Origin of the sequence: Nocardioides sambongensis, assembly GCF_006494815.1 — a bacterium.
In the GTDB taxonomy this organism is placed as follows: Bacteria; Actinomycetota; Actinomycetes; order Propionibacteriales; family Nocardioidaceae; genus Nocardioides; species Nocardioides sambongensis.
Genome location: NZ_CP041091.1, coordinates 3,687,551 through 3,712,630 on the forward strand (window position 1 = coordinate 3,687,551; position 25,080 = coordinate 3,712,630).

The 25,080-nt window shown below is 71.9% G+C and carries 22 protein-coding genes; 12 read left to right on the forward strand and 10 right to left on the reverse strand.

The window, feature by feature from the left end:
• Nucleotides 1-58: 58 nt before the first annotated feature.
• The 4 genes from FIV43_RS17205 to FIV43_RS22755 all read left to right on the forward strand — a co-directional run bounded on the left by FIV43_RS17205 (nucleotide 59) and on the right by FIV43_RS22755 (nucleotide 2,965).
• The gene (locus FIV43_RS17205; RefSeq protein ID WP_141015118.1) at nucleotides 59-1,015 is read left to right on the forward strand and encodes a hypothetical protein; all 957 of its coding nucleotides are present in this window, start codon (nucleotides 59-61) and stop codon (nucleotides 1,013-1,015) included.
• A gap of 293 nt (nucleotides 1,016-1,308) precedes the next feature.
• Nucleotides 1,309-1,686: an anthranilate synthase component II gene (locus tag FIV43_RS22745; RefSeq protein ID WP_231123481.1), complete on the forward strand. Its 378-nt coding sequence runs from the start codon at nucleotides 1,309-1,311 to the stop codon at nucleotides 1,684-1,686.
• On the forward strand, nucleotides 1,683-2,204 hold the full coding sequence (locus tag FIV43_RS22750; RefSeq protein WP_231123482.1) for a hypothetical protein: 522 nt from the start codon (nucleotides 1,683-1,685) through the stop codon (nucleotides 2,202-2,204). Before FIV43_RS22745 ends, FIV43_RS22750 begins: the two co-directional genes overlap by 4 nt.
• Entirely contained in the window at nucleotides 2,171-2,965 is a 795-nt protein-coding gene (locus FIV43_RS22755; protein WP_231123974.1) for an anthranilate synthase component I family protein, read from the forward strand. The genes FIV43_RS22750 and FIV43_RS22755 overlap by 34 nt, the downstream gene beginning before the upstream one ends.
• Here FIV43_RS22755 and FIV43_RS17220 read toward each other — a convergent pair.
• From FIV43_RS17220 to FIV43_RS17245, 6 genes are all read right to left on the reverse strand, one after another.
• Nucleotides 2,949-4,163, reverse strand: a complete 1,215-nt coding sequence (locus tag FIV43_RS17220; RefSeq protein ID WP_141015119.1) for an NAD(P)/FAD-dependent oxidoreductase — start codon at nucleotides 4,161-4,163, stop codon at nucleotides 2,949-2,951. The two genes, FIV43_RS22755 and FIV43_RS17220, sit on opposite strands and share 17 nt — an antisense overlap.
• A 40-nt stretch (nucleotides 4,164-4,203) precedes the next feature.
• Nucleotides 4,204-4,818, reverse strand: coding sequence for a hypothetical protein (locus FIV43_RS21180; protein ID WP_181407560.1), 615 nt, complete (start codon nucleotides 4,816-4,818; stop codon nucleotides 4,204-4,206).
• The gene (locus FIV43_RS17230; RefSeq protein WP_141015120.1) at nucleotides 4,811-6,220 is read right to left on the reverse strand and encodes a sensor histidine kinase; all 1,410 of its coding nucleotides are present in this window, start codon (nucleotides 6,218-6,220) and stop codon (nucleotides 4,811-4,813) included. Before FIV43_RS17230 ends, FIV43_RS21180 begins: the two co-directional genes overlap by 8 nt.
• A 19-nt stretch (nucleotides 6,221-6,239) precedes the next feature.
• Nucleotides 6,240-6,950 carry a response regulator transcription factor gene (locus tag FIV43_RS17235; protein ID WP_231123483.1) on the reverse strand — a complete coding sequence of 237 codons (711 nt, stop codon included), beginning with the start codon at nucleotides 6,948-6,950 and terminating at the stop codon, nucleotides 6,240-6,242.
• 75 nt (nucleotides 6,951-7,025) lie between these two features.
• The gene (locus tag FIV43_RS17240; protein WP_141015121.1) at nucleotides 7,026-7,895 is read right to left on the reverse strand and encodes a fructosamine kinase family protein; all 870 of its coding nucleotides are present in this window, start codon (nucleotides 7,893-7,895) and stop codon (nucleotides 7,026-7,028) included.
• Nucleotides 7,896-7,931: 36 nt separating this feature from the next.
• Nucleotides 7,932-8,345, reverse strand: a complete 414-nt coding sequence (locus FIV43_RS17245; protein WP_141015122.1) for a phage holin family protein — start codon at nucleotides 8,343-8,345, stop codon at nucleotides 7,932-7,934.
• 103 nt (nucleotides 8,346-8,448) lie between these two features.
• On the opposite strand from FIV43_RS17245, the gene nhaA reads away from it, so the two are divergent.
• Complete coding sequence (gene nhaA, locus FIV43_RS17250; RefSeq protein ID WP_196780870.1) at nucleotides 8,449-9,879, forward strand: Na+/H+ antiporter NhaA; 1,431 nt, start codon at nucleotides 8,449-8,451, stop codon at nucleotides 9,877-9,879.
• Nucleotides 9,880-9,951: 72 nt separating this feature from the next.
• On the opposite strand, the gene FIV43_RS17255 is transcribed toward nhaA, so the two are convergent.
• The 4 genes from FIV43_RS17255 to FIV43_RS17270 all read right to left on the reverse strand — a co-directional run bounded on the left by FIV43_RS17255 (nucleotide 9,952) and on the right by FIV43_RS17270 (nucleotide 14,634).
• On the reverse strand, nucleotides 9,952-10,368 hold the full coding sequence (locus FIV43_RS17255; protein WP_141015123.1) for a pyridoxamine 5'-phosphate oxidase family protein: 417 nt from the start codon (nucleotides 10,366-10,368) through the stop codon (nucleotides 9,952-9,954).
• Between the two features lie 148 nt (nucleotides 10,369-10,516).
• Nucleotides 10,517-12,514 (reverse strand): acetate--CoA ligase, encoded by a 1,998-nt coding sequence (acs, locus tag FIV43_RS17260; protein WP_141015124.1) that lies wholly within the window; start codon nucleotides 12,512-12,514, stop codon nucleotides 10,517-10,519.
• Nucleotides 12,515-12,691: 177 nt separating this feature from the next.
• Nucleotides 12,692-14,401 (reverse strand): sodium:solute symporter family protein, encoded by a 1,710-nt coding sequence (locus FIV43_RS17265; protein WP_141015125.1) that lies wholly within the window; start codon nucleotides 14,399-14,401, stop codon nucleotides 12,692-12,694.
• Nucleotides 14,398-14,634: a DUF4212 domain-containing protein gene (locus tag FIV43_RS17270; protein ID WP_231123484.1), complete on the reverse strand. Its 237-nt coding sequence runs from the start codon at nucleotides 14,632-14,634 to the stop codon at nucleotides 14,398-14,400. Before FIV43_RS17270 ends, FIV43_RS17265 begins: the two co-directional genes overlap by 4 nt.
• A 361-nt stretch (nucleotides 14,635-14,995) precedes the next feature.
• On the opposite strand from FIV43_RS17270, the gene FIV43_RS17275 reads away from it, so the two are divergent.
• The 7 genes from FIV43_RS17275 to FIV43_RS17305 all read left to right on the forward strand — a co-directional run bounded on the left by FIV43_RS17275 (nucleotide 14,996) and on the right by FIV43_RS17305 (nucleotide 25,047).
• On the forward strand, nucleotides 14,996-15,430 hold the full coding sequence (locus tag FIV43_RS17275; RefSeq protein ID WP_196780871.1) for a hypothetical protein: 435 nt from the start codon (nucleotides 14,996-14,998) through the stop codon (nucleotides 15,428-15,430).
• 181 nt (nucleotides 15,431-15,611) lie between these two features.
• Nucleotides 15,612-17,114, forward strand: a complete 1,503-nt coding sequence (locus FIV43_RS17280) for a pyridoxal phosphate-dependent decarboxylase family protein (RefSeq protein ID WP_269204033.1) — start codon at nucleotides 15,612-15,614, stop codon at nucleotides 17,112-17,114.
• Nucleotides 17,111-18,436: a lysine N(6)-hydroxylase/L-ornithine N(5)-oxygenase family protein gene (locus FIV43_RS17285; RefSeq protein WP_141015127.1), complete on the forward strand. Its 1,326-nt coding sequence runs from the start codon at nucleotides 17,111-17,113 to the stop codon at nucleotides 18,434-18,436. The genes FIV43_RS17280 and FIV43_RS17285 overlap by 4 nt, the downstream gene beginning before the upstream one ends.
• A complete protein-coding gene (locus FIV43_RS17290) occupies nucleotides 18,433-20,808 on the forward strand; it encodes a GNAT family N-acetyltransferase (RefSeq protein ID WP_141015128.1) in 2,376 nt (791 codons plus the stop codon). The genes FIV43_RS17285 and FIV43_RS17290 overlap by 4 nt, the downstream gene beginning before the upstream one ends.
• Nucleotides 20,805-22,883, forward strand: coding sequence for a penicillin acylase family protein (locus FIV43_RS17295; protein WP_141015129.1), 2,079 nt, complete (start codon nucleotides 20,805-20,807; stop codon nucleotides 22,881-22,883). Before FIV43_RS17290 ends, FIV43_RS17295 begins: the two co-directional genes overlap by 4 nt.
• Complete coding sequence (locus FIV43_RS17300) at nucleotides 22,883-23,413, forward strand: GNAT family N-acetyltransferase (RefSeq protein ID WP_141015130.1); 531 nt, start codon at nucleotides 22,883-22,885, stop codon at nucleotides 23,411-23,413. The genes FIV43_RS17295 and FIV43_RS17300 overlap by 1 nt, the downstream gene beginning before the upstream one ends.
• 128 nt (nucleotides 23,414-23,541) lie before the next feature.
• Entirely contained in the window at nucleotides 23,542-25,047 is a 1,506-nt protein-coding gene (locus tag FIV43_RS17305) for an MFS transporter (protein ID WP_141015131.1), read from the forward strand.
• Nucleotides 25,048-25,080: the final 33 nt, after the last annotated feature.

Genomic DNA, 25,080 nt, shown 5'->3' on the forward strand with positions numbered 1-25,080 from the left:
TCCACAGACGGGCGCCGGGGTGGCGCACGGTGGGGGTCGTTGCGGCGATCGTGCCGGGGTGCCGCGATTCGACCTGAGTGACCCCTACCTGGGCCACCTGCTCCGCTGGGTGCAGGACGGCGTGATCGCCCGCTCTCAGCTCATCGATGCGGGCGCCGGGGAGAACGACATCCGGCGTCTCCTCCGGCGACGTGACCTCGTGATGGTGCATCCGGGCGTCTACGTCACGCACACCGGTGAGCTCACTCACCAGCAGCGCGAGTGGGTGGCGGTGCTCGCGGCTCATCCCGCGGCGCTGTGTGATCGCTCGGCGCTCGCCGAGGTGCTGCCGCGCCGCGGTCGCGTCGTTCAGGTTGCGGTCGAGCGCGGACGTTCCGTGTCCGTGCCGCGCTGGGCTGCTGTTCACCGGATCTCCCACCTTGCGGACCGGATCGATCCGCGATCCGCGCCGCCACGCGTGGCGCTCGAGCATGCGCTCCTCGACGTGATGTCGAGCCAGATCAAGGCGGGCGACCTGGCCGGTGCGTTCTCGGACCTGAGCCAGGTGCTCTTCAGCAGGAGGACGACGGTCGACCGGGTGGTGGCGGCGTTGGACGGCCGCGCCCGCGTGTCTGGCCGCGCCGTGGTCGCAGCGCTCCTCGAGGATGCCCGGACGGGTGCCTGCTCGGTGCTCGAGCGGGGATACCTGCGTGATGTGGAGCGTGCTCACGGGCTGCCGCGTGGCACTCGTCAGCACGCGAGCGGGGCGACCGGGCGTCGTACGGTCCACGATGTCCGGTACGACGACTACGGCACGATCGTCGAACTCGACGGAGCGGCGTTCCACGGCAGTCCGGCGGCACGGGACAGGGATGCCCGTCGGGATCTCGCCGAGGCAGCCACCCACGACGCGGTGACCCTGCGGATCACCTATGGCCTCGTCTTCGGCGACGCCTGTCGGACGGCCGGCTGGGTCGCTCGGGTCCTCCAGCGGCGTGGGTGGACCGGCCGCATCCACGCCTGCCCGCGATGCTGACGCCGTTGTGGTGCGCGTTGGTGTCAGTTGGTGACACCAACGCGCACCACAAGCGCAGAACTGCTGCTGCGGGAGAATGGGCGGGTGCGCACTCCCGACGTGGTGGTCGTCGACCACCACGACTCCTACACCGGCAACCTGGTGCACCTGATCGCCGGTGTCACCGGGGTGCTGCCGCGGGTGGTGCAGCACGACGAGACCGAGCCCGACGACGTGCTGCGCCACGAGTTCGTGGTGCTCTCGCCCGGCCCCGGCCACCCGCGGACCCGCGGGACTTCGCGGTCGGTCGCGAGGTGCTGCTCTCGGCCCGCCGGCCGGTGCTCGGGGTCTGCCTGGGGATGCAGGGGATGGTCACCGGCTACGGCGGCGTGGTCGACCGAGTGCCGCCCGGGCACGGCGTCGCGGCCCGGATCACGCACGACGGGTCCGGGCTGTTCACCGGGCTGCCGCAGGAGTTCCGGGCCGTCCGCTACCACTCGCTGGCGGTGCTCGACCTGCCCGACGGGATGCGGGCCACCGCGCTGGACGCGCTGACCGGCGTCACGATGGGGATCGTGCACACCGACCTGCCACTCGCCGGCGTGCAGTTCCACCCCGAGTCGATCCTCTCCGAGCACGGGGCCGCGCTGGTCACCAACTTCCTCACCGGAGCCGGGGTGGACGCGTGGTGACCCCCGGCGATCCCGCGGAGGCGTTCGCCCGTGTCCAGGCCGAGCACGAACGCTGCTTCTGGCTCGACGGCGGCGGCGCCCGCGACTGGTCCAGCGGCCGGTCGGTGCTCGGGTGGCTCGACGCCGACGACGTGTCGCTCAGCTATCACGCGGCGCGTCGCGAGGTCACCCGCCACGTTGGCGGACGGGCCGAGGTCGTCGGGGACGACCCGTTCGTCGTACTGGAGACGGAGTTGGCGGCCGGCGGACCGACGGACCAGTGGTTCGGCTACTTCGGGTACGCCGCCCGCCCCGACCTCCCCGCGGCGCCGGACCCGCACCTGCCCGACGCGGTGTGGATGCGGCCGGGGCACCTGCGGACGTTCGAGCGGCCGGGGGACACGGCGCTCGACCCGCTCACCCGGCTCGCCCCGCTCCCGCCTCGGGCCTCCGACCCTACCCTCCCGTCGCCTACCTCGATGCTTTCGCCGAGGTCCAGGAGCACCTGCACGCCGGCGACTCCTACGAGGTCAACCTGACCCACCGGCTGGAGCGGACCAGCCCGCTCGGCCCCGGCGAGGTCTACCAGCGGCTGCGGGCGCTCAACCCGGCGCCGTACGCGGGCTTCCTGCAGCACGACGTGGCCGGGGCGCGGGCGTGGCTGCTCAGCTCCAGCCCCGAGCGCTATGCGCTGCTCACCGACGACCGCACGCTGGAGGCGAAGCCGATCAAGGGCACCACGCCGCGCGACCCGGCCCCGGCCGCGGACGAGGCGGCACGGGACCGGCTCCGCACCGACGAGAAGTTCACGGCGGAGAACCTGATGATCGTCGACCTGCTCCGCAACGACCTGGCCGGCGTGTGCGAGGTCGGCAGCGTCGAGGTGCCGCACCTGATGGAGGTGGAGTCCTACGCGTCGGTGCACCAGCTGGTCTCCACGGTCCGCGGTCGGCTGCGCCCCGACGTGGGCACGGTCGCGGCGCTGCGCTCGCTCTTCCCGGCCGGGTCGATGACCGGCGCACCCAAGCTGCGCACGATGCAGATCATCGACGCCGTCGAGGCCACCCCGCGGGGCGTCTACGCCGGTGCGTTCGGATGGGTGGCCGGCGATGGCCGGGCGGATCTCGGCGTGGTGATCCGGAGCCTGACCACCGCCGGCGACGGCACCTACCGGATCGGCACCGGCGGCGGGATCACCGTCGCCAGCGCCGCCGCGGAGGAGTACGCCGAGACCCGCTGGAAGGCCGAGCGGGTGCTGGCCGCGCTCGACGGACCCGGGACGCTCAGCGCAGGTCGGTGAGCTCGGCCGGGTTGACCACCGTGCCGACGATCTCGCGCAACCGGTCGTCCTTCTCCCAGATGTTGACCGCCATCGCGGCGCTCACCCGGTGCTGCGCGTCGAGCCAGTAGGCGATGAACTCGTTGTCGTCCAGCGACCCGCGGATCTCGACGGTGTCGGACGCCGAGCCGTGGCCGACGTACTCCATGCCGAACTCGAACTGGTCGGTGTAGAAGTACGGCAGCCAGTCGTAGCCGACCTCCTGACCGAGCATCGACTTGGCCACCGCCTTGCCCTGGCGGATCGCGTTGTCCCAGTGCTCCACCCGCAGCGGCCCGAGGACGGTGTTGACCGCGAGGGCGACGTCACCGGCGGCCCACACCTGCGGGTCCGTGGTGCGCAGGTGCTGGTCGACGGTGATGCCGCCGCCGTCGGCGGGGGAGGCGACCCCGAGACCGGCCCGCTCGGCGAGCTCGACCCGCGGCGCGGCACCGATCGCGACGACGACCAGGTCGGCCTCCTCGACGCCGTCCGCGGTGCGCACGCCGGTCGGTGCGGCGTCGGGCTGTCCGCCGACGGTCTCGATCCCGAGCACCTCCACCCCGGTGCGCACGTCGACGCCGTGCTGGCGGTGCAGCGCGACGAGGTGGTCGGCGAGCCGGGGTCCGAGCACGCCCCGCAACGGCTGCTCGGCCTGCTCCAGCACGGTCGTCTCCATCCCGGCGTTGCGCGCGGCCGCGGCCAGCTCCAGGCCGATCCAGCCGCCGCCGATGAAGATCGCGCGCCCACCGGACCCGAACGCCTCCAGCAGGCCGTCGGCGTCCTCCACCGTCCGCAGGTACGACGCCCCGCCGGCCCCCGGCAGATCCGGCACCCGTGGCTCCGCACCGGTGGCCAGCAGCAGCGCGTCGTACTCCAGCGTCTCGCCGCCGGAGACCGACACCGTGTGTGCGGCCAGGTCGACGGCGGTGGCCTCGGTGCCGGTGAGGAGACGGACGTCGTGCTCGTCGTACCAGGCCTGGTCCTGGACCAGCGCGTCGTCGAACGACTTGTCGCCGCTCAGGTAGGACTTGGAGAGCGGTGGGCGCTCGTAGGGCAGGTGGGGCTCGGCGCCGACCAGGGTGATCGCGCCCGTGTAGCCCTCCTCGCGCAGGGTGGTGATGGCGGTGGCGCCGGCGAGGCCGCCACCGATGACGACGATCTTCTGCGGCTCGCTCATGTCCCCATCGTGCTGGGCGGACGGCCGCGAACCAAGGGCGTCAGGACGAGGGGGTCGGCGACGCGTCGTCCGCGGGCTGCTCGACGCCGATCCCGGCGTCGTTGGCGTGGCCGGCGACCGCGGTCAGCGTGGCCTCCACGGCCGCGACGACGGCGTCCACGTCGTACGGCTTCGGGTCGACCACGTTGACCACCTGGAACAGGTCGCCGGTCTCCACGAAGCCGGTGACGTAGAGCTGCTTCTTCCGGGCGTCGACGACGACCCGGGCGGCATCGGCCCCCTCGATCTCCGGCTCCCGCACGTCGGCGGTGTCCTGCTGGCCCATCGCGTCCCAGAGCTGGTCGAGGTCGCCGTCGAACAGCTGGTAGTTGACCGAGACCACCGGGTCGCCGGAGTCGCCGGCCGGGGCGAACCGGCAGTCCGGCTCGGTCGCGGTGCCGTTCCGCTCGGTGGTCCGGATCCCGAACTGCTCCTGGATGAACGCGGCGTCCAGGGTGTCGCACGGGTTCCACAGCGCCGGGGTCTCGGAGGGCAGGTCGGGCTGGGCGGACGACGCCTCGTCGTCCCCGCAACCGGCCAGCAGCAACGGCAGGCCGAGGGCGACCAGGGCGGCCCCGATCCGGCGGCCCCGGCCGGTGGCTCCGGGATCAGGCATCCTCGCGCTCCCGTCCGGGCAGCCGGAGCACCAGACGCGCGCCGCCGCTGGCGTTCTCGGTGGCCTGGACCGACCCGGAGTGCCGGCCGGCCACCTGGTGCACGATGGAGAGGCCGAGCCCCGACCCGGGCATCGTCCGGGCGTCCGGCGAGCGCCAGAACCGGTCGAAGACCCGGGTGCGGTCGGCCTCCGCGATCCCCGGTCCCTGGTCGTCGACGGTGAGCACACCATCGCTGAGTCGGACGGTCACCTGGCCTCCTTCGGGGCTCCACTTGGCGGCGTTGTCGAGCAGGTTGGTCACCGCACGCTCCAGCTCGGCGGCGTCGCCCTCGACCCACCACGGACGGGTGAAGACCTCGAAGGCGACGCCCGGGGCGCGGCGCCGGACCCGCTGCACGGCGTGGTCGACCACCTCGGCCAGGTCGAGCGGCTCGACCTGCACCGGGGCCGGCTCCTCGCGGGCCAGGGCGGTGAGGTCGCCGATCAGCGTGGTCAGCTCCTCGATCTGGGCGCGCACGTCGGCGAGCAGCTCGGCCCGCGCGCTCTCCGGCAGCGTGCCCGGGTCGTCGTCGGCCATGGTGAGCAGCTCGATGTTGGTGCGCAGCGCGGTGAGCGGCGTGCGCAGCTCGTGGCTCGCGTCGGCGACCAGCTGGCGCTGCCGCACCCGGGACGCGTCGAGCGCGGTGAGCATGTGGTTGAACGCGGTGGCGAGGCGGGCGATCTCGTCGTCGCCCTCCACCCGCAGCGGGGTGAAGTCCTCGGTGCGGGCGACGTTCTCCACCGCGGAGGTGAGGCGGCGCACCGGGCGCAGGCCGTTGCTGGCCACCCCCCACCCGGCGAACGCCGCGGTGATCACGCCGAGCACGCCGAAGGCGAGGGTCACCCAGCCCAGCCGCGCCAGGATCCGGTCCTGCCGTTCCAGGGACTGGGCGAAGATCAGCGCGGTGCCGTCCTGCTGGGTCGGCACCGCCACCACCCGGTAGCGCTGGCCGGCGATCAGCACGGTGCGCAGGCTGGAGTCGCTCTTGCCCTGGGCCACCGCGAGCTCCTCGCGGCCCAGCTCGATGTCCGTGCCGCGGTCGAGGATCCGGCCGTGGCCGTCCTCGTCGAGGAAGGCGATCCGCACGTCGGCGGCGCCGATCGCCCACGACGGCACCGCCTCCCGGGTGCCGAGGGTGAGCAGGGTGTCGGTGCTCGCCGCGGCCTCCGCCCGGTCCTGCAGCGCGTCGTCGAGGCTGTGCTGCATCTGGACCCGTGCGGTGACGTAGGCGCCGACCGCGACGAACGCGACGGAGAGACCAACCGCCATCGTGGTCAGCAGCACCACCCGGCTGGCCAGCGACCGGCGGTAGTGCCAACGCCCGTCGGGTCCGTGACCGAGCGCCGTGGTCCGCGATCTCATGCCGGTGCGTCAGCCATCCTCACGCGTCGGCCGCCTTCAGCACGTAGCCGATCCCGCGGACGGTGTGGATCAGCCGGGACTCGCCCTCGGCCTCGGTCTTGCGGCGCAGGTAGCCGACGTAGACCTCCAGGGAGTTGGCGGTGGTCGGGAAGTCGAAGCCCCAGACCTCCTCCAGGATGAAGCTGCGGTCCAGCACCCGGCGCGGGCGCCGCAGGAACATCTCCAGCAGGGTGAACTCGGTCCGGGTCAGCTCGATCGACCGGCCGCCCCGGGTCACCTCGCGGGTGGTCACGTTCATCGTCAGATCGGCGAAGGAGAGGATCTCCTCCTCCTCGCCGGGCTCGGCCGGCACCACGCGCCGCAGCAGCGCCCGCAGCCGTGCGAGCAGCTCCTGGAGCGCGAACGGCTTGGTCAGGTAGTCGTCGGCCCCGGCGTCGAGGCCCTCCACCCGGTCGCCGACGGCGTCGCGGGCGGTCAGCACCAGGATCGGTACGTCGTTGCCCGCCTCGCGCAGCGCCCGGGTCGTCTCCAGCCCGTCCAGCCGCGGCATCATCACGTCCATCACGACCACGTCGGGCGCCACCGACGCGATCCCCGCGAGCGCTTCGGCGCCGTCACCGGCCAGGTGCACGTCGTAGCCGTTGAACTCCAGCGAGCGGCGCAGCGACTCCCGGACGGCGCGGTCGTCGTCGACGACGAGGACGCGGTGGGGGGTGGGCGTGGTGGACACGGCGTCCATCATGACGGATCGGTCTGAGCGGTCGCTGAGAACGCTCCGAGTGGTCGCGCGGTGCGGGTCGACGGGTCAGAGATAGCGGCTGGCCAGGGTGGCCGCGCGGGCGCCGTACTGGCCGCCGAAGAGGCAGGCGTGCACCAGGAGCGGGAAGAGCTGGTGGAAGCCGACCCGCTCCTCCCATCCGTCGGCCAGCGGGGTCGTCTCGGTGTAGGCCTCCAGCACCAGCGGCAGCTGCGGCAGGCCGAAGAGCGCGAGCATCGCCAGGTCGACCTCGCGGTGGCCGCCGTAGCCGGCGGGGTCGATGGCGAAGACCTGACCGCCCGCGCCCCACAGCACGTTGCCGTTCCACAGGTCGCCGTGCAGTCGCGCCGGAGACTCCTCCGGTACGACGTCGGCCACGCGCTCCACCGCCCGTTCCACCACCACCGCGTCCGCGGGCGAGACCAGCCCCTTGTCCCGCGCCACGCGCAGGTACGGCGTGATCCGCCGGGTCACGTAGAACTCCGCCCAGGTCGCCGCGGGCTGGTTGTTCAGCGGCAGCCGGCCGATGTAGCCGTCCGGGTTCCCGTCGTACGCACCGAAGCCGGGGGCGCCGGCCGCGTGGGTGCGGGCCAGTGCGCGTCCGAAGCCGGCGGCGGCCTCGGCCTGCGGCCGGACGGTCTCGACCCAGTCCAGGACGAGGCAGTCCTCGGCGACCGCGAGCACCTCGGGCACCGCCACGCCGTCGCCGACGTCGCCGAGCCAGCCGAGCCCGGCCGCCTCCCGCTCGAAGAGGCCGGGCAGCGGAGGGGTGAGGGTCTTCAGCAGGGCGGTGCGGCCGTTGGAGAGTCGCAGCTTGACCGCGGTGGCGATGTCGCCGCCGGCGATCGGGGAGGTCGCGATCACCGCGCTGCCGAGGAGCTGCTCGGCGCGCTCGGCGATCACAGGCTGTCGTGCCACCTGTGCATCACCTCCGCGGTGCGGGGGCCGGCTCGTTCAGGCCTGGCCCTTGAGTGCCTTGGGGATCTCGCGACCCTGCTCGATCGCGCGTTCGGGTGCCTTGACCTTCTTGAACTTGCGGATGCCGACCCAGATGAAGACCGCGGCGGCGAAGACGTAGAGACCGAAGACGATCAGGAACGCCCAGTGCAGGTCGAGGCCGTCGCCGTTCCAGTGGATGAAGTAGGCGAGCGACACCGACAGCATGATGATCGCGAGGATCAGCAGGAAGACGGCGACGGCGAAGAACGCCGCGCCCGCGCCACCGGCGGTGACGCTGACCTTCAGCTCGGACTTGGCGAGCTGGATCTCCTTGCGCAGCAGTGTGGAGAAGTCGGTCTGCGCGTCCTTGATCAGTCGCCCGATGGTCGGCTCTTCCGGGCGCTGGTCGGTGAGCGGGTCGGTGGCCATGCGGCCGACCCTACCCATATCGGTAGGATCGCTGACAGGTGAGCCGGGAAGTCTGGTCGGCGCTGACCGGCCCTGCCCGCACATCGACCCCCGGAGGAATCCGTTGCCCCTCTCCCAGCATCCCGAACGAGCTCCCGAGGAGCTCTGGCGCCAGGGACCGACCTACCTCGCCAGTGACCGGCGTCTGGCCAAGTACGTCGCCAGGCCGATCCGCGAGTTCCTGCACATCGAGGCTGGCGGCTCCCTGCTGCTGCTCGCCGCCACGATCGCGGCTCTGCTCTGGGTGAACCTGCCCTTCGACGGCTGGGCCGAGGCGTACGAGAACTTCTGGCACACGCCGCTGAGCATCGAGGTCAGCGGCTTCCACCTCGAGGAGGACCTGCACCACTGGGTCAACGACGGCCTGATGGCGATCTTCTTCTTCGTCGTCGGACTCGAGATCAAGTACGAGATCGTCCACGGCGACCTGCGCGACCCGAAGACGGCGGCGATGCCGATCGTCGCCGCGATCGGCGGCATGGCGGTGCCGGCCGGCCTCTACTTCGCGATCGCCGGCAGCGGCGAGACCGCGTCGGGCTGGGGCATCCCGATGGCCACCGACATCGCGTTCGCGGTCGGCGTGCTGGGCGTGCTCGGCCGGCGGATCCCGTCCACCGCACGCCTCTTCCTGCTCACCCTGGCGATCGTGGACGACATCGGCGCGATCATCGTGATCGCGGTCTTCTACACCAGCGACCTCTCCCTGGTGTGGCTCGGCATCGCGATCGCCCTGCTGGCCGTGATGGCCGCGCTGCGGGCGGTGCGGGTCTGGTCCGGCGTCGTGCACGCCGTGCTGGCGGTGACCATCTGGTACGCGATGCTCGAGTCCGGGGTGCACGCCACCCTGGCCGGCGTGGCGGTCGGCCTGCTGACCCCGGCGATCGCGCTGCTCGAACCCCGGGTGGCCAAGGACTATGCGGTCACCGCCTTGAAGGACCGCGACCTGGACGCGGAGGAGGTGCACCGGCTGCGCTTCCTGCTGGAGGAGTCCGTGCCGGTCGCCGAGCGGCTCCAGTCGCGGCTGCATCCCGTGTCGTCCTACGTGGTGCTGCCGATCTTCGCCCTCGCCAACGCCGGGGTGGTGCTGACCGGCGGTGTCCTCGGCGACGCGGTCACCTCGACCGTCGCCCTGGCCATCGCGACGGGCCTGGTGATCGGTAAGCCGGTCGGCATCGCGCTGGCCTGCTTCATCGCGGTGAAGGTGGGCCTGGGCCGCCTGCCCGCCGGCACCACCTGGCCGCAGATCTTCGGCCTCGGATCGGTGGCCGGCATCGGGTTCACCGTCTCGCTCTTCATCGCCGAGCTCTCCTTCGACTCCGAGATGCTCACCGCCGACGCGAAGGTCGGCATCCTGCTGGCCTCGGTGGTCTCCGCGGTGATCGGCGTGGTGCTGCTGCTCGCGGTCACCCGCGGTGCGCCCGACGAGGACGACGTCGACGGCGCGGAGCCCGCGCCCGTGCCGGGCTCCGGCCACGGGCAGGACGCGCCGGTCTGACGGGTCGTTCCTGGGCTCCCCCGAGGAACGGTGGAGCCCAGGCGGTGTGCCCTCAGACCCGGTGGGGCCGGCTCAGGCCTCGGGGAGGACCAGCCGGGAGCCCAGCACCCGGGTCACGGTGATCCGGACGGCCACCCGCTCGGGGTTGGGCTCCGGGGTGCGGTACCGGTCGGCGTACCGCTCGCAGGCGCGCGCCACCGATGCCTCGTCGGACAGCACCTCGCCGGTGCCGACCAGCGTGGACCAACGACCGCCGTCGACCTGGGTGACCGCCAGGCGCGGGTCGCGGCGCAGGTTGGTCACCTTCTGCGATCCGCGCCGGGTGATGATCCAGGCGCACTGCTGGTCCACGTCGACGGTCGCGCCGACGGGCACCAGGTGGGGTGCGCCGTCCCGGTCCAGCGTGGAGAGGCTGCACAGGTGCCGCTCGCTCCAGAAGTCCACCAGCGGTGCGGGCAGTGCGGACCAATCGGGCGTCCAGGCGGGCATGCGTCCTCCTCGTGTTGAGTTGGGGGTTCGGTCCCCTCGAATAATGACCTCGGGCCCCTCGAGTCGTGAGTTCGGGCCCCGGAAAAGGCCCGAACCCCCGACTCGAGGGGCCCGAAAGCCCAACTCGACCGTCTGGTCGCGGGCGGGGTCAGTCCTCGGTGGAGGTGGACTGGCCGGCGGAGATCAGGTCCATGATCGAGGCGTCGGCCAACGTCTGGGTGTCACCGATCTCGCGCTTCTCGGCGACGTCGCGGAGCAGGCGGCGCATGATCTTGCCCGAGCGGGTCTTGGGGAGCTCGGGGACGATCATGATCTCGCGCGGCTTGGCGATCGGGCCGATCTCGCGGCGGACGTGGTCGGAGAGCTCCTTGACGATCTCCGGCCCACCGTCCCCGGCCTCCTCGCGGAGGATCACGTAGGCGACCACGGCCTGGCCGGTGTCGGGGTCGGTGGCGCCGACCACGGCGGACTCGGCGACCTTCGGGTGCGAGACCAGGGCCGACTCGATCTCGGTGGTGGAGAGCCGGTGGCCGGACACGTTCATCACGTCGTCGACCCGGCCGAGCACCCAGATGTCCCCGTCGGTGTCCTTCTTCGCGCCGTCGCCGGCGAAGTAGAAGCCCTGCTTCCGGAACCGCGACCAGTAGGTGTCGACGTAGCGGTCGTCGTCGCCCCAGATGGTGCGCAGCATGGACGGCCACGGCTTGGTGACCACCAGGTAGCCGCCGGACCCGTTCGGCACCGAGTTGCCCTCGTCGTCGACCACGTCGGCGCTGATCCCGGGGATCGCGGTCATCGCGGAGCCGGGCTTGCCCGCGGTGACGCCGGGGAGCGGGGAGATCATCACCGCGCCGGTCTCGGTCTGCCACCAGGTGTCCACCACCGGGGTGCGGTCGCCGCCGATGACGTGGCGGTACCAGACGTAGGCCTCGGGATTGATCGGCTCGCCCACCGAGCCGAGGATCCGCAGGCTCGACATGTCGAACCGGTCCGGCACGTCGGGTCCCTGCTTCATGAACGACCGGATCGCGGTGGGCGCGGTGTAGAAGAGGGTGACCTTGTAGTCGGCGATGATCTGCCACCAGCGGCCCCGCTCGGGGGAGTCCGGGGTGCCTTCGTAGAGCACCTGGGTGACACCGTTGGCCAGCGGTCCGTAGACGATGTAGGAGTGGCCGGTGACCCAGCCGATGTCGGCGGTGCACCAGTAGACGTCCGTCTCCGGCTTGAGGTCGAAGACCGCGTTGTGGGTGTAGGCGGCGCCGGTCAGGTAGCCACCGGTGGTGTGCAGGATGCCCTTCGGCTTGCCCGTGGTGCCGGAGGTGTACATGACGTAGAGCGGGTGCTCGGAGTCGAACGCCTCGCAGGCGTGCTCGGTCGAGGCGGAGCCGACCGCGTCGTGCCACCACACGTCGACGGCGTCGTCCCAGCCGTTCTCGCCCAGGTCCTGCCCGGTACGACGCACCACCAGCACCTTCTCGACCTTGTCGGTCTTGGTGCGGGCCTCGTCCACGGCCGGCTTCAGCGCGGAGGGGGCGCCGCGGCGGTAGCCGCCGTCGGCAGTGACCACGACCTTGGCGCCGCAGTCGTCGATCCGGGAGGCCAGCGCGTCGGCGGAGAAGCCGCCGAAGACCACGGTGTGGGGGGCGCCGAGGCGGGCGCAGGCCAGCATCGCGACGATCGCCTCGGGGATCATCGGCATGTAGATCGCGACCCGGTCGCCGGTGCCGACGCCGAGGTCGGTCAGCGCGTTGGCGGCCTGGGAGACCTCGTCCTTCAGCTGCGCGTAGGTGATGTCACGGGTGTCGTCGACCGGCTCGCCGACCCAGTGGATGGCGACCTTGTCGCCGTTGCCGGCCTCGACGTGCCGGTCCACGCAGTTGTAGGAGGCGTTCAGCGTGCCGCCGACGAACCACTTTGCGAACGGCGCGTTCGACCAGTCGAGCACCTGGTCCCACTTCTTGTCCCAGGAGAGGCGCTCGGCCTGGGTGGCCCAGAAGGCGTCGGAGTCGGCGGCGGCCTCGTCGTAGGCGTCCGCCTTCACGTTGGCCTCGGCCGCGAGCGCGGCGGGCGGCTCGAACCGACGGTCCTCCTTGAGCAGGTTCGCAAGGGTCTGCTCGGTCTGGCTCGGGGTGGACTGGTCGCTCACGGTGCTCTCCTGCTCGATGGACGATCGAAGGTGCGGTGCCACAGATCACACTAGGACCCCGGTGGATTCCGGTCACCCGGGGTCGGACCGCGACGGTGCGGGGGATGGATCAGGGGCGATGGGGTCCGGGTCTCCCCGGCCCCACCGCCCCTGGTCACTGGTGGGTCGTGCGGTGGATCAGACGTCGCCCTGGGCGTGCTTGGCGACGAGGTCGGTGCGACCGGGGTAGCGGATCTCCTCGACCAGCTCCTGCATCGTCGCCGACGGCTTGGTGGTGAACTGCGAGACCACGATGGTCACCGCGAAGTTCACCAGCATGCCGATGAAGCCGAAGCCGACCGGTGCGATGTCGAGGATCGGGTCCTTGCCCAGGAAGAACCATGCGGACTCCGACGGCAGCGTCCAGACGAAGTACGCCGCGGTGATCGCGAGACCGACCGCCATACCGGCGGCCGCGCCGGCGGCCGTGCACTTCTTCCAGAAGATCCCGAGCACCAGGATCGGGAAGAAGCTCGCTGCCGCGAGGCCGAACGCCAGTGCCACCACTTGTCCGGCGAACCCGGGCGGGTTGATGCCGAGCCAGCCGGCCACGAGGACAGCGACGGCCATCGAGATCCGGGCGACCAGCAGCTGCCGCTTCTCGGGGGCCGCCGGGTTGATCCGCTTGTGGTAGACGTCGTTGGCGACCGCCGAGGAGATCACCAGCAGCAGACCCGAGGCCGTCGACAGTGCGGCCGCCAGGCCGCCCGCCGCCACCAGGCCGACGATCGGAGCGGGCAGGCCGCCGATCTCCGGCGAGGCCAGCACCAGGATGTCGTTGTTGATCAGCACCTCGTTGCCGGCGCTGCCGGCGAAGTCGATCGCGCCGTTGCCGTTGAGGTCGACGATGGCGCCTCCGTCCACGCCGGTGATCAGGCCGACGTCGGCCCACTTGTCGAACCAGGACTGGTCCGCCAGCGTTCCGGCCGAGGACGTCTGCAGGATGTTGTACTTCGCGAACGCCGCCACGGTGGGAGCGGTGGTGTAGAGCAGGGCGATGAAGAAGATCGCCCACAGCGCCGAGTAGCGCGCCGCCCGCACGTTCTTGGCCGTGTAGAACCGGACGATCACGTGCGGCAGGCCCGCCGTACCGAACATCAGGGTCGCGGTCAGCAGGAACATGTTGAACTGGCCGGACCCGGTCAGTGCGTCGGTGTAGGAGCCGAAGCCCAGCTCGGACTGGAGACCCTCGAGCTCGGCCAGGATCTGGCCGAAGCCGACCTGGGGCAGCGGCCAGTCGGTGATCTTGGCCGAGATCGCGACCGCCGGGATCAGGTAGGCCACGATCAGCACGGAGTACTGGCAGACCTGGGTCCAGGTGATGCCCTTCATGCCGCCGAGGACGGCGTAGAAGAGCACGATCGCCATGCCGATCAGCACACCGACCTCGGTGTCGACCTGCAGGAAGCGGCCGAACACGACGCCGACACCGGCCATCTGGCCGACCACGTAGGTCAGCGAGACGACGATCGCGCAGACCACCGCGATCAGCCGGGCGGTCTCGTTGTAGCGGTCGCCGACGAAGTCCGGGATCGTGTACTTGCCGAACTTGCGCAGGTACGGCGCGAGGAGCAGCGCCAGCAGCACGTAGCCGCCGGTCCACCCCATCAGGTACGCCGACCCGCCGTAGCCGTTGTAGGCCAGCGCGATCAGGCCGGCCATGGAGATGAACGACGCGGCGCTCATCCAGTCCGCGGCGATGGCGGCGCCGTTGGCCGGGGCCGGGATGCCGCCGCCGGCGACGTAGAAGCCGGAGGTGTCGGAGACCCGGCTGGCGTAGGCGACGTAGATGTAGACGCTGAAGGTGAGGACGACGAAGACGAGCGTCCAGACTTGGATCTCGCTCACGAGTGGTGCACCTCGCCCTCGTAGTCGTCGACGTCGATGCCGTACTTCTTGTCGAGCTTGTCCATCCGCCACACGTAGATGGCGATGAGGGCCACGAACACCAGGATCGAACCCTGGTTGGCGAACCAGAAGCCGAGCGGGAACCCGCCGATCTCGATGTTGTTCAGGGCGTCGGCGAAGAAGATCCCGGCCCCGAAGGAGACCAGGGCCCAGATCGCCAGCAGCACACTCATCAGTCGTACGTTCTGGCGCCAGTAATCCCGGCGCGCTTGCTCATCCACGGCACCCTCCACAGGTCGGTCGCGCGTCGCGGGGTCCCGGGTTGTGACCTCCGCCACCGATGAGGCAAGCAATCGGCGAACAGCGGGGTCAAGACGAATCTGTGGCCCCGGTCACACTTTGCGCCGAGCGGGCCGTATTGCGCGCCGAGTGGGCACTGGGCGCCGACAGCGCGCCGAGAGCGGTCGTTTTCGACCGCTCGTCGCGTGTTTGCGACCGCTCGTCGTGCCGGGGGTGCCGTTGAGGGGGCCGTCGGGCGCGCGGAGCCGCCGTCGGGGGCTGCGTGAGGCGCGTCACGCCGGTTACCGTCGCTCCATGGCGACCACGCAGCCCGGGAACCGGATCTCCCTCGTCCCCTCCAACCGCGCCCGGCAGCCGATGCATCCCGCGCGGAAGCGGCTGATCATCGCGGTGCTGCTGGTCGGCGTGGGCTCGTTCCTCCCGTGGATCTACGTGGGCGGTGTCCCGAAGTCGGGCGCGCTCGGCCCCGGCCTGTGGACCTTCTACGGCGCGATGCTCGGTCTCGCCGGGGTGCTCCTCCCGTTCCACAAGGTCGGTGCGGTGCACGCCGGGCTGATGGCGGCCGCGGCGATCGCGGTGCCGGCGTGGCAGGTGCTGCACCTGGTCGGCCTGGTCGGCCTCGCCGGCTGGATGCCGGGCCCCGGTCTGGTGATGGTCTTCGGTGGCGGCGTGGTCGCGATCGGCTGCGCGGTGCGGCTCTACCGGGCGCCGGCACCGACGGCCGCCTGAACGACTGCGACGCGTGCCCCGGGCGGTCCCCGCCCGGGGCACCGTCATGTCCGCGCGCTCTCCTGTCCGCGCAGCGTCAGGTCGGCTGCGCTGTGAGGATCACCACGTGGACCCCGGGTGACAGACGCGACCGAGACTGGTTAGGTCAGGCTTACCTATCTCGGACCACCAGGAGCTCGCTGTGCCCCGACCACCGTTGCACCACGTCTTCCACCCGGAGAACGCGGACCACTACGAAGCCACCGTGCGGACCGGCCTCCAGCACCTGCTCGGTCATCTGGACCGGGTCGATGGGCCCTCGCGCGGCACCACGCCCGCCGAGGCCGAGGCGCGGGTCGCCGCGGTCGACCTGGACACCCCGCTGGGCGACCTGGACGGCGTGCTCGCGGAGATGTCGCACCTCTGGCTCGACGACGCCGTCTGGTTCCACGAGCCGGCCTACGCCGCGCACCTGAACTGCCCGGTCGTCGTACCGGCGCTGCTGGCCGAGCTCTTCGTGGCCTCGGTGAACAGCTCGCTGGACACCTTCGACCAGAGTGTCGGCGGGACCTACATGGAGCGTCGCCTGATCGAGTGGACCGCCGAGCGGATCGGCTTCGGCGCCTCGGCGGACGTGCTGGCCAGTGCCGAGGAGCGGCCGGACGGCATCTTCACCTCCGGCGGCACCCAGTCCAACCTGCAGGCGCTGCTGCTGGCCCGCGGGCGGATGCAGCGGGTGCCCGCGGAGCGGTTGCGCATCTTCGCCTCCGCCGACGGCCACTTCTCGGTGCAGAAGGCGGCCCGGATGCTCGGTCTGGGCGACATCGCCGTGGTGAGCGTGCCGGTCGACGCCGACCACCGGATGGACCCGGCCGCCCTGGAGCGCTCGCTGGCCGCGAGCACCTCGCTGGGTCTGGCGCCGATGGCGATCGTGGCCACCGCCGGCACCACCGACTTCGGCGCCATCGACCCGCTGCCGGCGATCGCGGACCTGGCCCGCGCCTACGACACCTGGCTGCACGTGGACGCCGCCTACGGCGGCGGCCTGCTGGTCTCGCCCACCCGTCGCGGCCTGCTGGACGGCATCGACCGGGCCGACTCGGTCACCGTCGACTACCACAAGACCTTCTTCCAGCCGGTCTCCTCCAGCGCGCTGATCGTGCGGGACGTCTCGCTGCTGGCGCCGGTCACCTGGCACGCGGACTACCTCAACCCGCGCGACGCGCAGACCCCCAACCAGGTGGACAAGTCGATCCAGACCACGCGCCGCTTCGACGCCCTCAAGCTCTGGCTGACGCTGCGCACGATGGGACCCGACCTGATCGGCGAGTACGTCGACACCGTGATCGAGCTCGCCGCCGAGGTGTACGCCCGCGCGGTGGAGCTGCCCGGACTGGAGTTCGTCGCGGCGCCCTCGCTGAGCACCCTGGTGTTCCGCTACGTCCCGCCGGGCGCGCAGGGCGTGGCGGCGCCCGTGCTGGACGAGCAGGTGCTGGCGCAGCTCAACAACGGCGTCCGCGGTGCGCTCTACGCCTCCGGCGCGGCGATGGTGGCGGCCACCAAGGTCGAGGGCCGCCAGTACCTCAAGCTCACCCTGCTCAACCCGATGGCGACCGCCGAGGACATCCTCGGCGTGCTCGACCTGGTCCGCGATCACGGCGCCCGGATCGCCGCCGAGCTGCCCCGGGTGGAGGTGGCCCGATGACCGCCCCCGGCACGGGCCACGTGCACGACTTCGTCGGCATCGGCCTCGGTCCGTTCAACCTCGGGCTGGCCGCGCTGGCCGACCCGCTGCGCGAGTCCGGCGAGCTGGACGGGGTGTTCCTCGAGGCCCGCGACCGCTTCGACTGGCACCCCGGGATGCTGCTCGCCGACGCCACCCTCCAGGTGCCGTTCCTGGCCGACCTGGTGACGATGGCCGACCCCACCTCGCGCTGGTCGTTCCTCAACTACCTCAAGGAGTCCGGCCACCTCTACCCGTTCTACATCCGGGAGAGCTTCTACCCGCTGCGCCGCGAGTACGACGACTACTGCCGCTGGGCGGCGGAGCGGATCGGCGGCATCCGGTTCGGCCAGCGCGTCACCGCCGTGGAGCACGACGGCTCGGCCTACCTGGTGCGCAGCGCCACCGGCGAGGTCGTCCGCGCTCGCCGGGTGGTCCTCGGCATCGGCACCTCCCCCCGGATCCTGGACTGCGTCCGGGCGGCGGGCGGGCCGGCGGTGCACTCCGCGGACTACCTGGCCCACAAGGAGACGCTGCAGCAGCAGGAGTCGATCACCGTGGTGGGCAGCGGCCAGAGCGCCGCCGAGATCTATCACGACCTGCTCAGCGAGGCGCCCGACCACGGCTACGAGCTGACCTGGCTGACCCGGAGCCCCCGGTTCTTCCCGATGGAGTACACCAAGCTCACCCTCGAGATGACCTCTCCGGAGTACGCCGCCTACCACCGCCGGCTGCCCGAGGAGACCCGCGACCGGCTCGGCCGCGAGCAGCGGCACCTCTACAAGGGGATCAGCGGCGACCTGATCGACGCGATCTTCGACCTGCACTACGCGCAGCGGGTCAACGGGCACGGCCCGCGCACCACCCTGCTCACCCACACCGCGGTCACCGGCGCCCGCTGGCGCGCCGGCGGCTACGACCTCGAGCTGCACCACACCGAGACCGGGGAGGACTTCGGGCTGCGCACCGGCGGCCTGGTCCTGGCCACCGGGTACGCCGCCACCGAGCCGTCGTTCCTGGCCCCCGTCGAGGGCCGGATCCGTCGCGACGCCCGCGGCCGCTACGACGTGGCCGGCAACTACTCCGTCGACCTCGAGCGCGGCGAGCTGTTCGTGCAGAACGCCGAGGAGCACACCCACTCGCTGATCGCACCCGACCTCGGGATGGGCGCCTACCGGAACTCGGTGATCCTGGCCGCCCTGACCGGTCGGGAGGTCTACCCGATCGAGAAGTCCATCGCGGTGCAGACGTTCGGGGTGCCCGACCGGCTGCGCCGACCCCAGCACGTGGAGGCGAACCGATGAAGCACGAGATCACCTTCGAGCCCCTCGACCCCACCGACACCGCGCAGGTCGGCCTGGTGCACGACTGGGTCACCCACCCGCGATCGGTCTACTGGATGATGCAGGAGGCGAGCCGTGAGGACGTGCGCGCCGAGTACGCCCGGATCGCGGCCGACCCGCACCACGACGCCTGGCTGGGCCGGGTCGACGGCCGCCCCCTCTTCCTCGCCGAGACCTACGACCCGGCACACGCCGACGGCCTGCGCGGGCTGCCCGAGCTGCAGCCCGGCGACGGCGGCATGCACGTGCTGGTCGCGCCGCCGGCCGGCACACCGGTGCCCGGCCTGACCACCGCGGTCTTCGACGCGGTGATGGCGTTCTGCTTCGCCGACCGCCGGGTGCGCCGGGTGGTCGTGGAGCCCGACGCGCGCAACGCGGCGATCCGGGCCAAGAACGTGGCGGCCGGCTTCACCGAGCTGCGCGAGATCCCGCTGCCCGGCAAGACCGCGATGCTGTCGGTCTGTGCCCGGGAGGACTGGGACGCCCCCGACCTGGTCCGGCTGCCGGGCCGGGACGGCTTCGCGGTGCAGGCACCGGAGGTGCCGGCGGAGGGGGCTGCCGACGCGGCGGACCACCTCACCCCCGCGCTCTTCGCCCGCGCCCAGCGCCACCTGGTGGCCAAGGCGCTGGGGGAGTACAGCCATGAGCGGCTGATCGCGCCGGAGCCGGTGGGTCCCCCGGCCGACGAGCGGTGGCGTCTGGAGGCCGGCGGGTCGACGTACACCTTCCGGGCACGGCGGCACCTGCTCGAGCACTGGGTGGTCGACCCGGGCTCGATCGAGCGCACCGTCGACGGCCGGCCGGCGCAGCCGGACGCCCAGGACCTGGTCGCCGAGCTGGCGCCGGTGCTCGGCATCCCGGACGCGCTGCTGCCGACCTACCTGGAGGAGATCGCGGCGACCCTGGCCGCGGCGGCGTGGAAGCTGGCCCGCCGCGACGTGCCGGTCGCCGATCTGGTCGACGCCGACTACCAGACCATCGAGGCGTCGATGACCGAGGGTCACCCGGCCTTCGTCGCCAACAACGGCCGGATCGGCTTCGGCCTCGACGACTACCGCGCCTACGCTCCCGAGGCGGGGCAACCGGTCCGGATGCAGTGGCTCGCGGCGCGCCGCAGCCTCACCGGCCTGCACCTGGGGGCGGGAGTCACCGAGGACCAGCTGTACGACGCCGAGCTGACCCGCGAGGTCCGCGACCGGTTCGAGCGGCGGCTGCGTGCCCTCGGGCTCGACCCGGCCGACTACCTGTACCTTCCGGTGCACCCGTGGCAGTGGGTGAACAAGGTGGCGATCACCTTCGCCCCCGACGTCGCCCGCCGCGACCTGGTGCACCTCGGGGCCGGCGCCGACGACCACACGCCGCAGCAGTCGATCCGCACCTTCTTCAACACCAGCCGGCCCGAGCGGCATTACGTGAAGACCGCGCTGGCGATCCAGAACATGGGGTTCGTCCGCGGCCTCTCCCCGAAGTACATGGAGGCCACTCCGGCGATCAACGACTGGGTGGCGCGGACGGTCGAGGCGGACGCCGAGCTCGCCGCCTGCGGCTTCGGGGTGCTGCGCGAGCTCGCGTCGGTCGGCTACACCGGCGACGCCTTCCACCGCGCGGCCACCCCGTCGCCGTACCGCAAGATGCTGGCGGCGCTGTGGCGGGAGAGTCCGGTGCCCCGGCTGCGCGACGGTGAGCAGCTGACCACGATGGCCGCGCTGCTGCACCGCGACGCGGACGGGGACGCGCTGGTGACGGCCTGGATCAAGGCCTCGCCGGTGGACGCCCACGACTGGGTGCGCGCCTACCTGCGGGCCTACCTGCGGCCGCTGGTGCACTGCCTGCTCGGCTACGACCTGGTCTTCATGCCGCACGGGGAGAACCTGGTGCTGCGGATGCGCGAGCACACCCCGGTCGGTGCCTTCTACAAGGACATCGGCGAGGAGGTCGCGGTGATGGGCGACGTGCCGCTGCCGCCGGAGGTGGAGCGGATCCGCGGCTCCTTCCCGCCGGACGTCATGGCGCTGGCGGTGCACACCGACATCTTCGATGGCGTGCTGCGCTTCGTCGCCGCGATCCTCGCCGAGGACGGGATGCTGGCCGACGAGGAGTTCTGGGCGCTGGTCCGCGAGTGCCTGCTCCAGCACCTCGCCGACCACCCCGAGTTGGCCGAGCGGGCGGCGTTCTACGACCTGCTCCGGCCGACCTTCCAGCACAGCTGCCTCAACCGCCTCCAGCTGCGCAACACCCTGGAGATGGTCGACATCGCCGACCAGTCGCAGTCGCTGATCTTCGCCGGCACGCTGGACAACCCGGCGAGCGCGACCGCACCGGTCGCGACGTGAGGATCACCCGGGACGCCCACGGTGTCCCGCACGTGGTCGCCGGCTCCCTGCTCGAGCTCGCGCGCGGGCAGGGGATGGCGACGGCGCAGGACCGGGCCTGGCAGCTCGAGGTGGAGCGACGCCGCGGCGAGGGGACCTGCGCGGAGATCTTCGGGCCCGCCGCCCTGGAGTGGGACCGGCTGGCCCGCCGCTCGCTGTTGGCCGACGGCGCACGCCGTGCCTACGCGGGTCTGGCGGCCGAGGACCGCGCGTTCCTCGACGCGTACGCCGCCGGCGCCAACGAGGTCCTCGGTGAGGCGACGGTGCCCGAGCTGACCCCGCTGCGGCTGCAGCCGGGTCGCTGGAGCGGGTGGACCCCGATCGCCGTCTTCGCCGTCCAGCACCTGCTCTTCGGCAATGTCGGCAACAAGCTGTGGCGTCACCGGTTGGCAGGGGCGAGCGCCCGAGCCGGCGCGGACGGTCTGGTGGACCTCTTCCGGATCGAGGGGCTGCCGGGTGGCAGCAACGCGGTCGCCGTGGGCGGCTCGCGGACCGCGAGCGGCCTGCCGATGGTCGCGGGCGACCCGCACCGGGTGCTCGAGGCGCCGGGTTGCTACGCCCAGGTGCGGCTCACCTGCACCGACCCGGCCGACTCCTTCGAGGTGGTCGGGCTGACCTTCCCCGGTGTGCCGGGCGTGCAGCACTTCGGCCACACCGGCGACGTGGCCTGGGGCGTCACCAACGCCGTGGCCGACGCCGAGGACCTCTACGTCGAGGAGCTGCGCCGCGAGGGAGACGCGGTGCTCTGTCGCGGACCGCACGGCTGGCAGCCGGTGGGCCGGCGGGTCTCCCGGATCGACGTACGACGCGGCGACGGCACCCATGACACGGTCGAGGTCGAGGTGGTGGTCACCGACCGCGGCCCCGTCGTGCTCGGCGACCCGGACCGCGCCGCCGACGGGCTGGACGCGGGTGCCGCGATCAGCCTGCGCACGCCGCCCTTCGTGACCGGCTCCTGGGGCTTCTCGGCGATCCCCGCCCTGCTGCGCGCACGCAAGACCGCCGACGTCACGGCCGCCTTCGAGCAGTGGGTGGCTCCGGTCAACAACCTGCTCGTCGCCGACCGCGCGGGCTCCGTCGAGCACCGGGTGGTCGGACGGGTGCCGGTGCGCGACGGCGTCGACCAGACAGGACGGTTGCCGCGGGGCGCGGACGGCCACCGCTGGACCGGGTGGGTCGAGGACCTCCCGGTGCGCCACGGCGAGCTGCTGGTCTCCGCCAACGACCGGGTCGACGACGCCTGGGCCCGGATCGGCGACGACTTCGCGCCCGCCTGGCGCCGCGACCGGATCACGGCGCTGCTCGAGGGCGCCGGGTCTCTGACCCCGACGCAGCTGGCGGCGGTCCTCGCCGACGTCCGCCAGACCGCCGGGGCCGGGCTGCTCGACCAGCTCCCCGACGCTGCCGCCGGCGCGAGCGACGGCGCCCAGGCGTTGGCCGCCGACCTGCTCGCCTGGGACCGCGCGATGCGCGCCGGGTCGACCTCGGCCGCCCGCTTCGCCGCGCTGCGGTCGGCGGTCACCGACCTGCTCCACGACGCGCTCGGGCTCGCCGCCGCCGACGGGTCCCCGCACGGGGATCTCTTCGCCCCGTGGTTCGACCTGCGCGGCCGGATCCGCACCGCGCTGCCCGCCCTGCTGGAGCGTCCCGAGGTGATCGGCGTCGAACCGGCGGCCCTGGTCCGCGACGCGCTGGAGCGCACGGCCGCCGCGGGCGATCCTCCGCTGGCCTGGGGCACCGCCCACGTCGCCGTACCGCTGACGCCGCACCAGCAGTTCGGCTGGTCCGCCCCACCCGGGGCCCCGGACCCGGTGCCCGTCGGCGGCGACGAGGAGTGCGTGCAGGCGACCCGGGCGCTCGGCGGCACCGGTGCCAGCGTGCACGGCCCGGTCGCCCGCTATGTGTGGGACCTCGGCGGCGCCAGCCGCTGGGTGGTCCCGCTGGGCGCGCACGGCGACGGCCGCTCCCCGCACCACCACGACCAGCAGCCGGCCTGGGCCGCCGGCGAGACCATCCCGCTCGAGGAGGACCTCTGATGACACCCACCACCACCGCCGTGACCGTGCGGCCCGTCGATCCCACCGCCGACGCCGACCTGCTGCACTCCTGGGTGAGCGCGGAACGGGCCGCGTTCTGGGGGATGGCGGGGATGTCGGTGACGGAGGTCGCCGAGGTCTACGGCTGGATCGACGACCAGGACCACCTCGCCGCCCACCTGCTGCTGCTCGAGGGCCGCCCGGTCGGGCTGCTGCAGACCTACGACCCGTTCGTCGACGAGATCGGCGGGTTCTACGAGCGCCGCCCCGGCGACGTCGGCGTGCATCTGCTGCTCGCCGACGACCCGGCGCGGGTGCGTCGTACCGCCGACGTGGTGGCGGGTGGGATGCGGTTCCTCTTCGGCGACCCCGACTGCCGGCGGCTGGTGATGGAGCCCGACGCCCGCAACGCCGCCTCGGTGGCGCTCGCCGAGCGGCTGGGCGCCGAGCGTGGTCCCCTGGTCGACCTGAAGACCTCGATCAGCGAGAAGCCGGCGCAGTTCTTCTTCATCCCGCGGCCGGAGCAGTGAGCCGGTGAGGTGAGTGAGGCCGTGAGGTTCAGTTGACGCAATGAAATCCCTGCGCCCATCGGCCCGTCACACCGGCTTCCCAGGATGAGGGTCATCCTCTGACCCCTGTCCCCGCCAGGAGCCCCGCGATGACCCTCACCTCACCCCCCGACAGCACCGCCACCGCCCCGCCGCAACGTCGTACCGGACGCTGGATCGACGACTGGAACCCCGAGGACGAGGCGTTCTGGGAGGCCGAGGGCTCCAAGATCGCCCGCCGCAACCTGATCTGGTCGATCTTCTCCGAGCACCTCGGCTTCTCCGTGTGGCTGATCTGGAGCGTCTCCTCGGCCTTCCTGCTCGCCCAGGGCTTCGAGTTCACCGCCCAGCAGCTCTTCTTCCTGGTCGCGATCCCCAACCTGGTCGGCTCGCTGCTGCGGGTGCCCTACACGCTGATGGTCGGCAAGGTCGGCGGGCGGAACTGGACCATGATCAGCGCCAGCCTGCTGCTGGTGCCGACGCTGCTCTTCGCGTGGGCGGTGACCAACCCGTCGACGCCGTACTGGGCGTTCTGCCTGATCGCGGCCACCGCGGGCTTCGGCGGCGGCAACTTCTCCTCGTCGATGGCCAACATCAACTTCTTCTACCCGACCGCGAAGAAGGGGGCCGCCCTCGGCCTCAACGCGGCCGGCGGCAACATCGGCGTCGCGATCATCCAGCTGCTGCTGCCGATCATCGTCGGCGGCGCCGGTCTCTTCGGGATCGTGCAGGCCTCCGACGGCGGCATCCACCTGGAGCGGGCCGCCTGGGTCTACGCCGGGCTGGCCGTGGCCGCGACGGTCGCGGCGTACTTCTTCATGGACAACCTGGGCACCGCCAAGACCGACACCCGGTCGCAGCTGTCGGTGATGAAGAACAAGCAGACCTGGATCATGGCGTTCCTCTACATCGGCACCTTCGGCTCCTTCATCGGCTACTCCGCCGCGATGCCGCTGCTGATCAAGCTCAACTTCTGGGTCCCGGACCCCTCGCCGCTCGGCACCGGCATCTACTTCGCCTACTACGCCTTCCTCGGCGCGCTGGTCGGCTCCATCACCCGGCCCCTCGGCGGCTGGCTCGCCGACAAGTACGGCGGCGCGAAGGTCACCCTGGGTGCTTTCATCGGGCTGATCACCTCCACCGCACTGGTGCTGTGGACGCTGATGCAGCTGACCCCCAACCCGAACGCCAGCGTGACGATCGCCGAGGACAACAAGTCCTGGTTCCCGCTGTTCCTCTTCTTCTTCCTGCTGGTCTTCGCCTCGACCGGGATCGGCAACGGTTCGACGTACAAGATGATCCCGGCGATCTTCAAGACCGAGGCGTCGCGGATCGGCGAGCACGGCAGCCCCGAGCGGGCGGCCGCGGTGGCCAACTCCACCAAGCGGGCGTCGGCGGCGATCGGCATCATCGGCGCCGTCGGCGCGGTCGGCGGGTTCCTGATCCCGATCACCTTCTCCTCGCCGTGGGTGACCGCGCCGATGGAGGCGACGAAGACCGCGTTCCTGATCTTCACCGTGTTCTACATGGTCTGCGCGACCGTCACCTGGGCGGTCTACCTGCGCAAGCCGGCTGCCGCCCGGGCCGCGACGTCGTACGCCGGCGTCGGTATCTGAGGGTTGGCGCGCCCCATTCGGATTGGTCGGGAA

Excerpts from the sequence above, each read along its gene's own strand:
- FIV43_RS17220 (WP_141015119.1), bottom strand. The coding sequence starts at position 4,163 with ATGAGCGAGCCGCAGAAGATCGTCGTCATCGGTGGCGGCCTCGCCGGC.
- FIV43_RS21180 (WP_181407560.1), bottom strand. The coding sequence starts at position 4,818 with ATGCCTGATCCCGGAGCCACCGGCCGGGGCCGCCGGATCGGGGCCGCC.
- FIV43_RS17230 (WP_141015120.1), bottom strand. The coding sequence starts at position 6,220 with ATGAGATCGCGGACCACGGCGCTCGGTCACGGACCCGACGGGCGTTGG.
- FIV43_RS17245 (WP_141015122.1), bottom strand. The coding sequence starts at position 8,345 with ATGGCCACCGACCCGCTCACCGACCAGCGCCCGGAAGAGCCGACCATC.
- FIV43_RS17255 (WP_141015123.1), bottom strand. The coding sequence starts at position 10,368 with ATGCCCGCCTGGACGCCCGATTGGTCCGCACTGCCCGCACCGCTGGTG.
- FIV43_RS17270 (WP_231123484.1), bottom strand. The coding sequence starts at position 14,634 with ATGAGTGTGCTGCTGGCGATCTGGGCCCTGGTCTCCTTCGGGGCCGGG.
- FIV43_RS17275 (WP_196780871.1), top strand. The coding sequence starts at position 14,996 with ATGGCGACCACGCAGCCCGGGAACCGGATCTCCCTCGTCCCCTCCAAC.
- FIV43_RS17285 (WP_141015127.1), top strand. The coding sequence starts at position 17,111 with ATGACCGCCCCCGGCACGGGCCACGTGCACGACTTCGTCGGCATCGGC.
- FIV43_RS17290 (WP_141015128.1), top strand. The coding sequence starts at position 18,433 with ATGAAGCACGAGATCACCTTCGAGCCCCTCGACCCCACCGACACCGCG.
- FIV43_RS17300 (WP_141015130.1), top strand. The coding sequence starts at position 22,883 with ATGACACCCACCACCACCGCCGTGACCGTGCGGCCCGTCGATCCCACC.
- FIV43_RS17305 (WP_141015131.1), top strand. The coding sequence starts at position 23,542 with ATGACCCTCACCTCACCCCCCGACAGCACCGCCACCGCCCCGCCGCAA.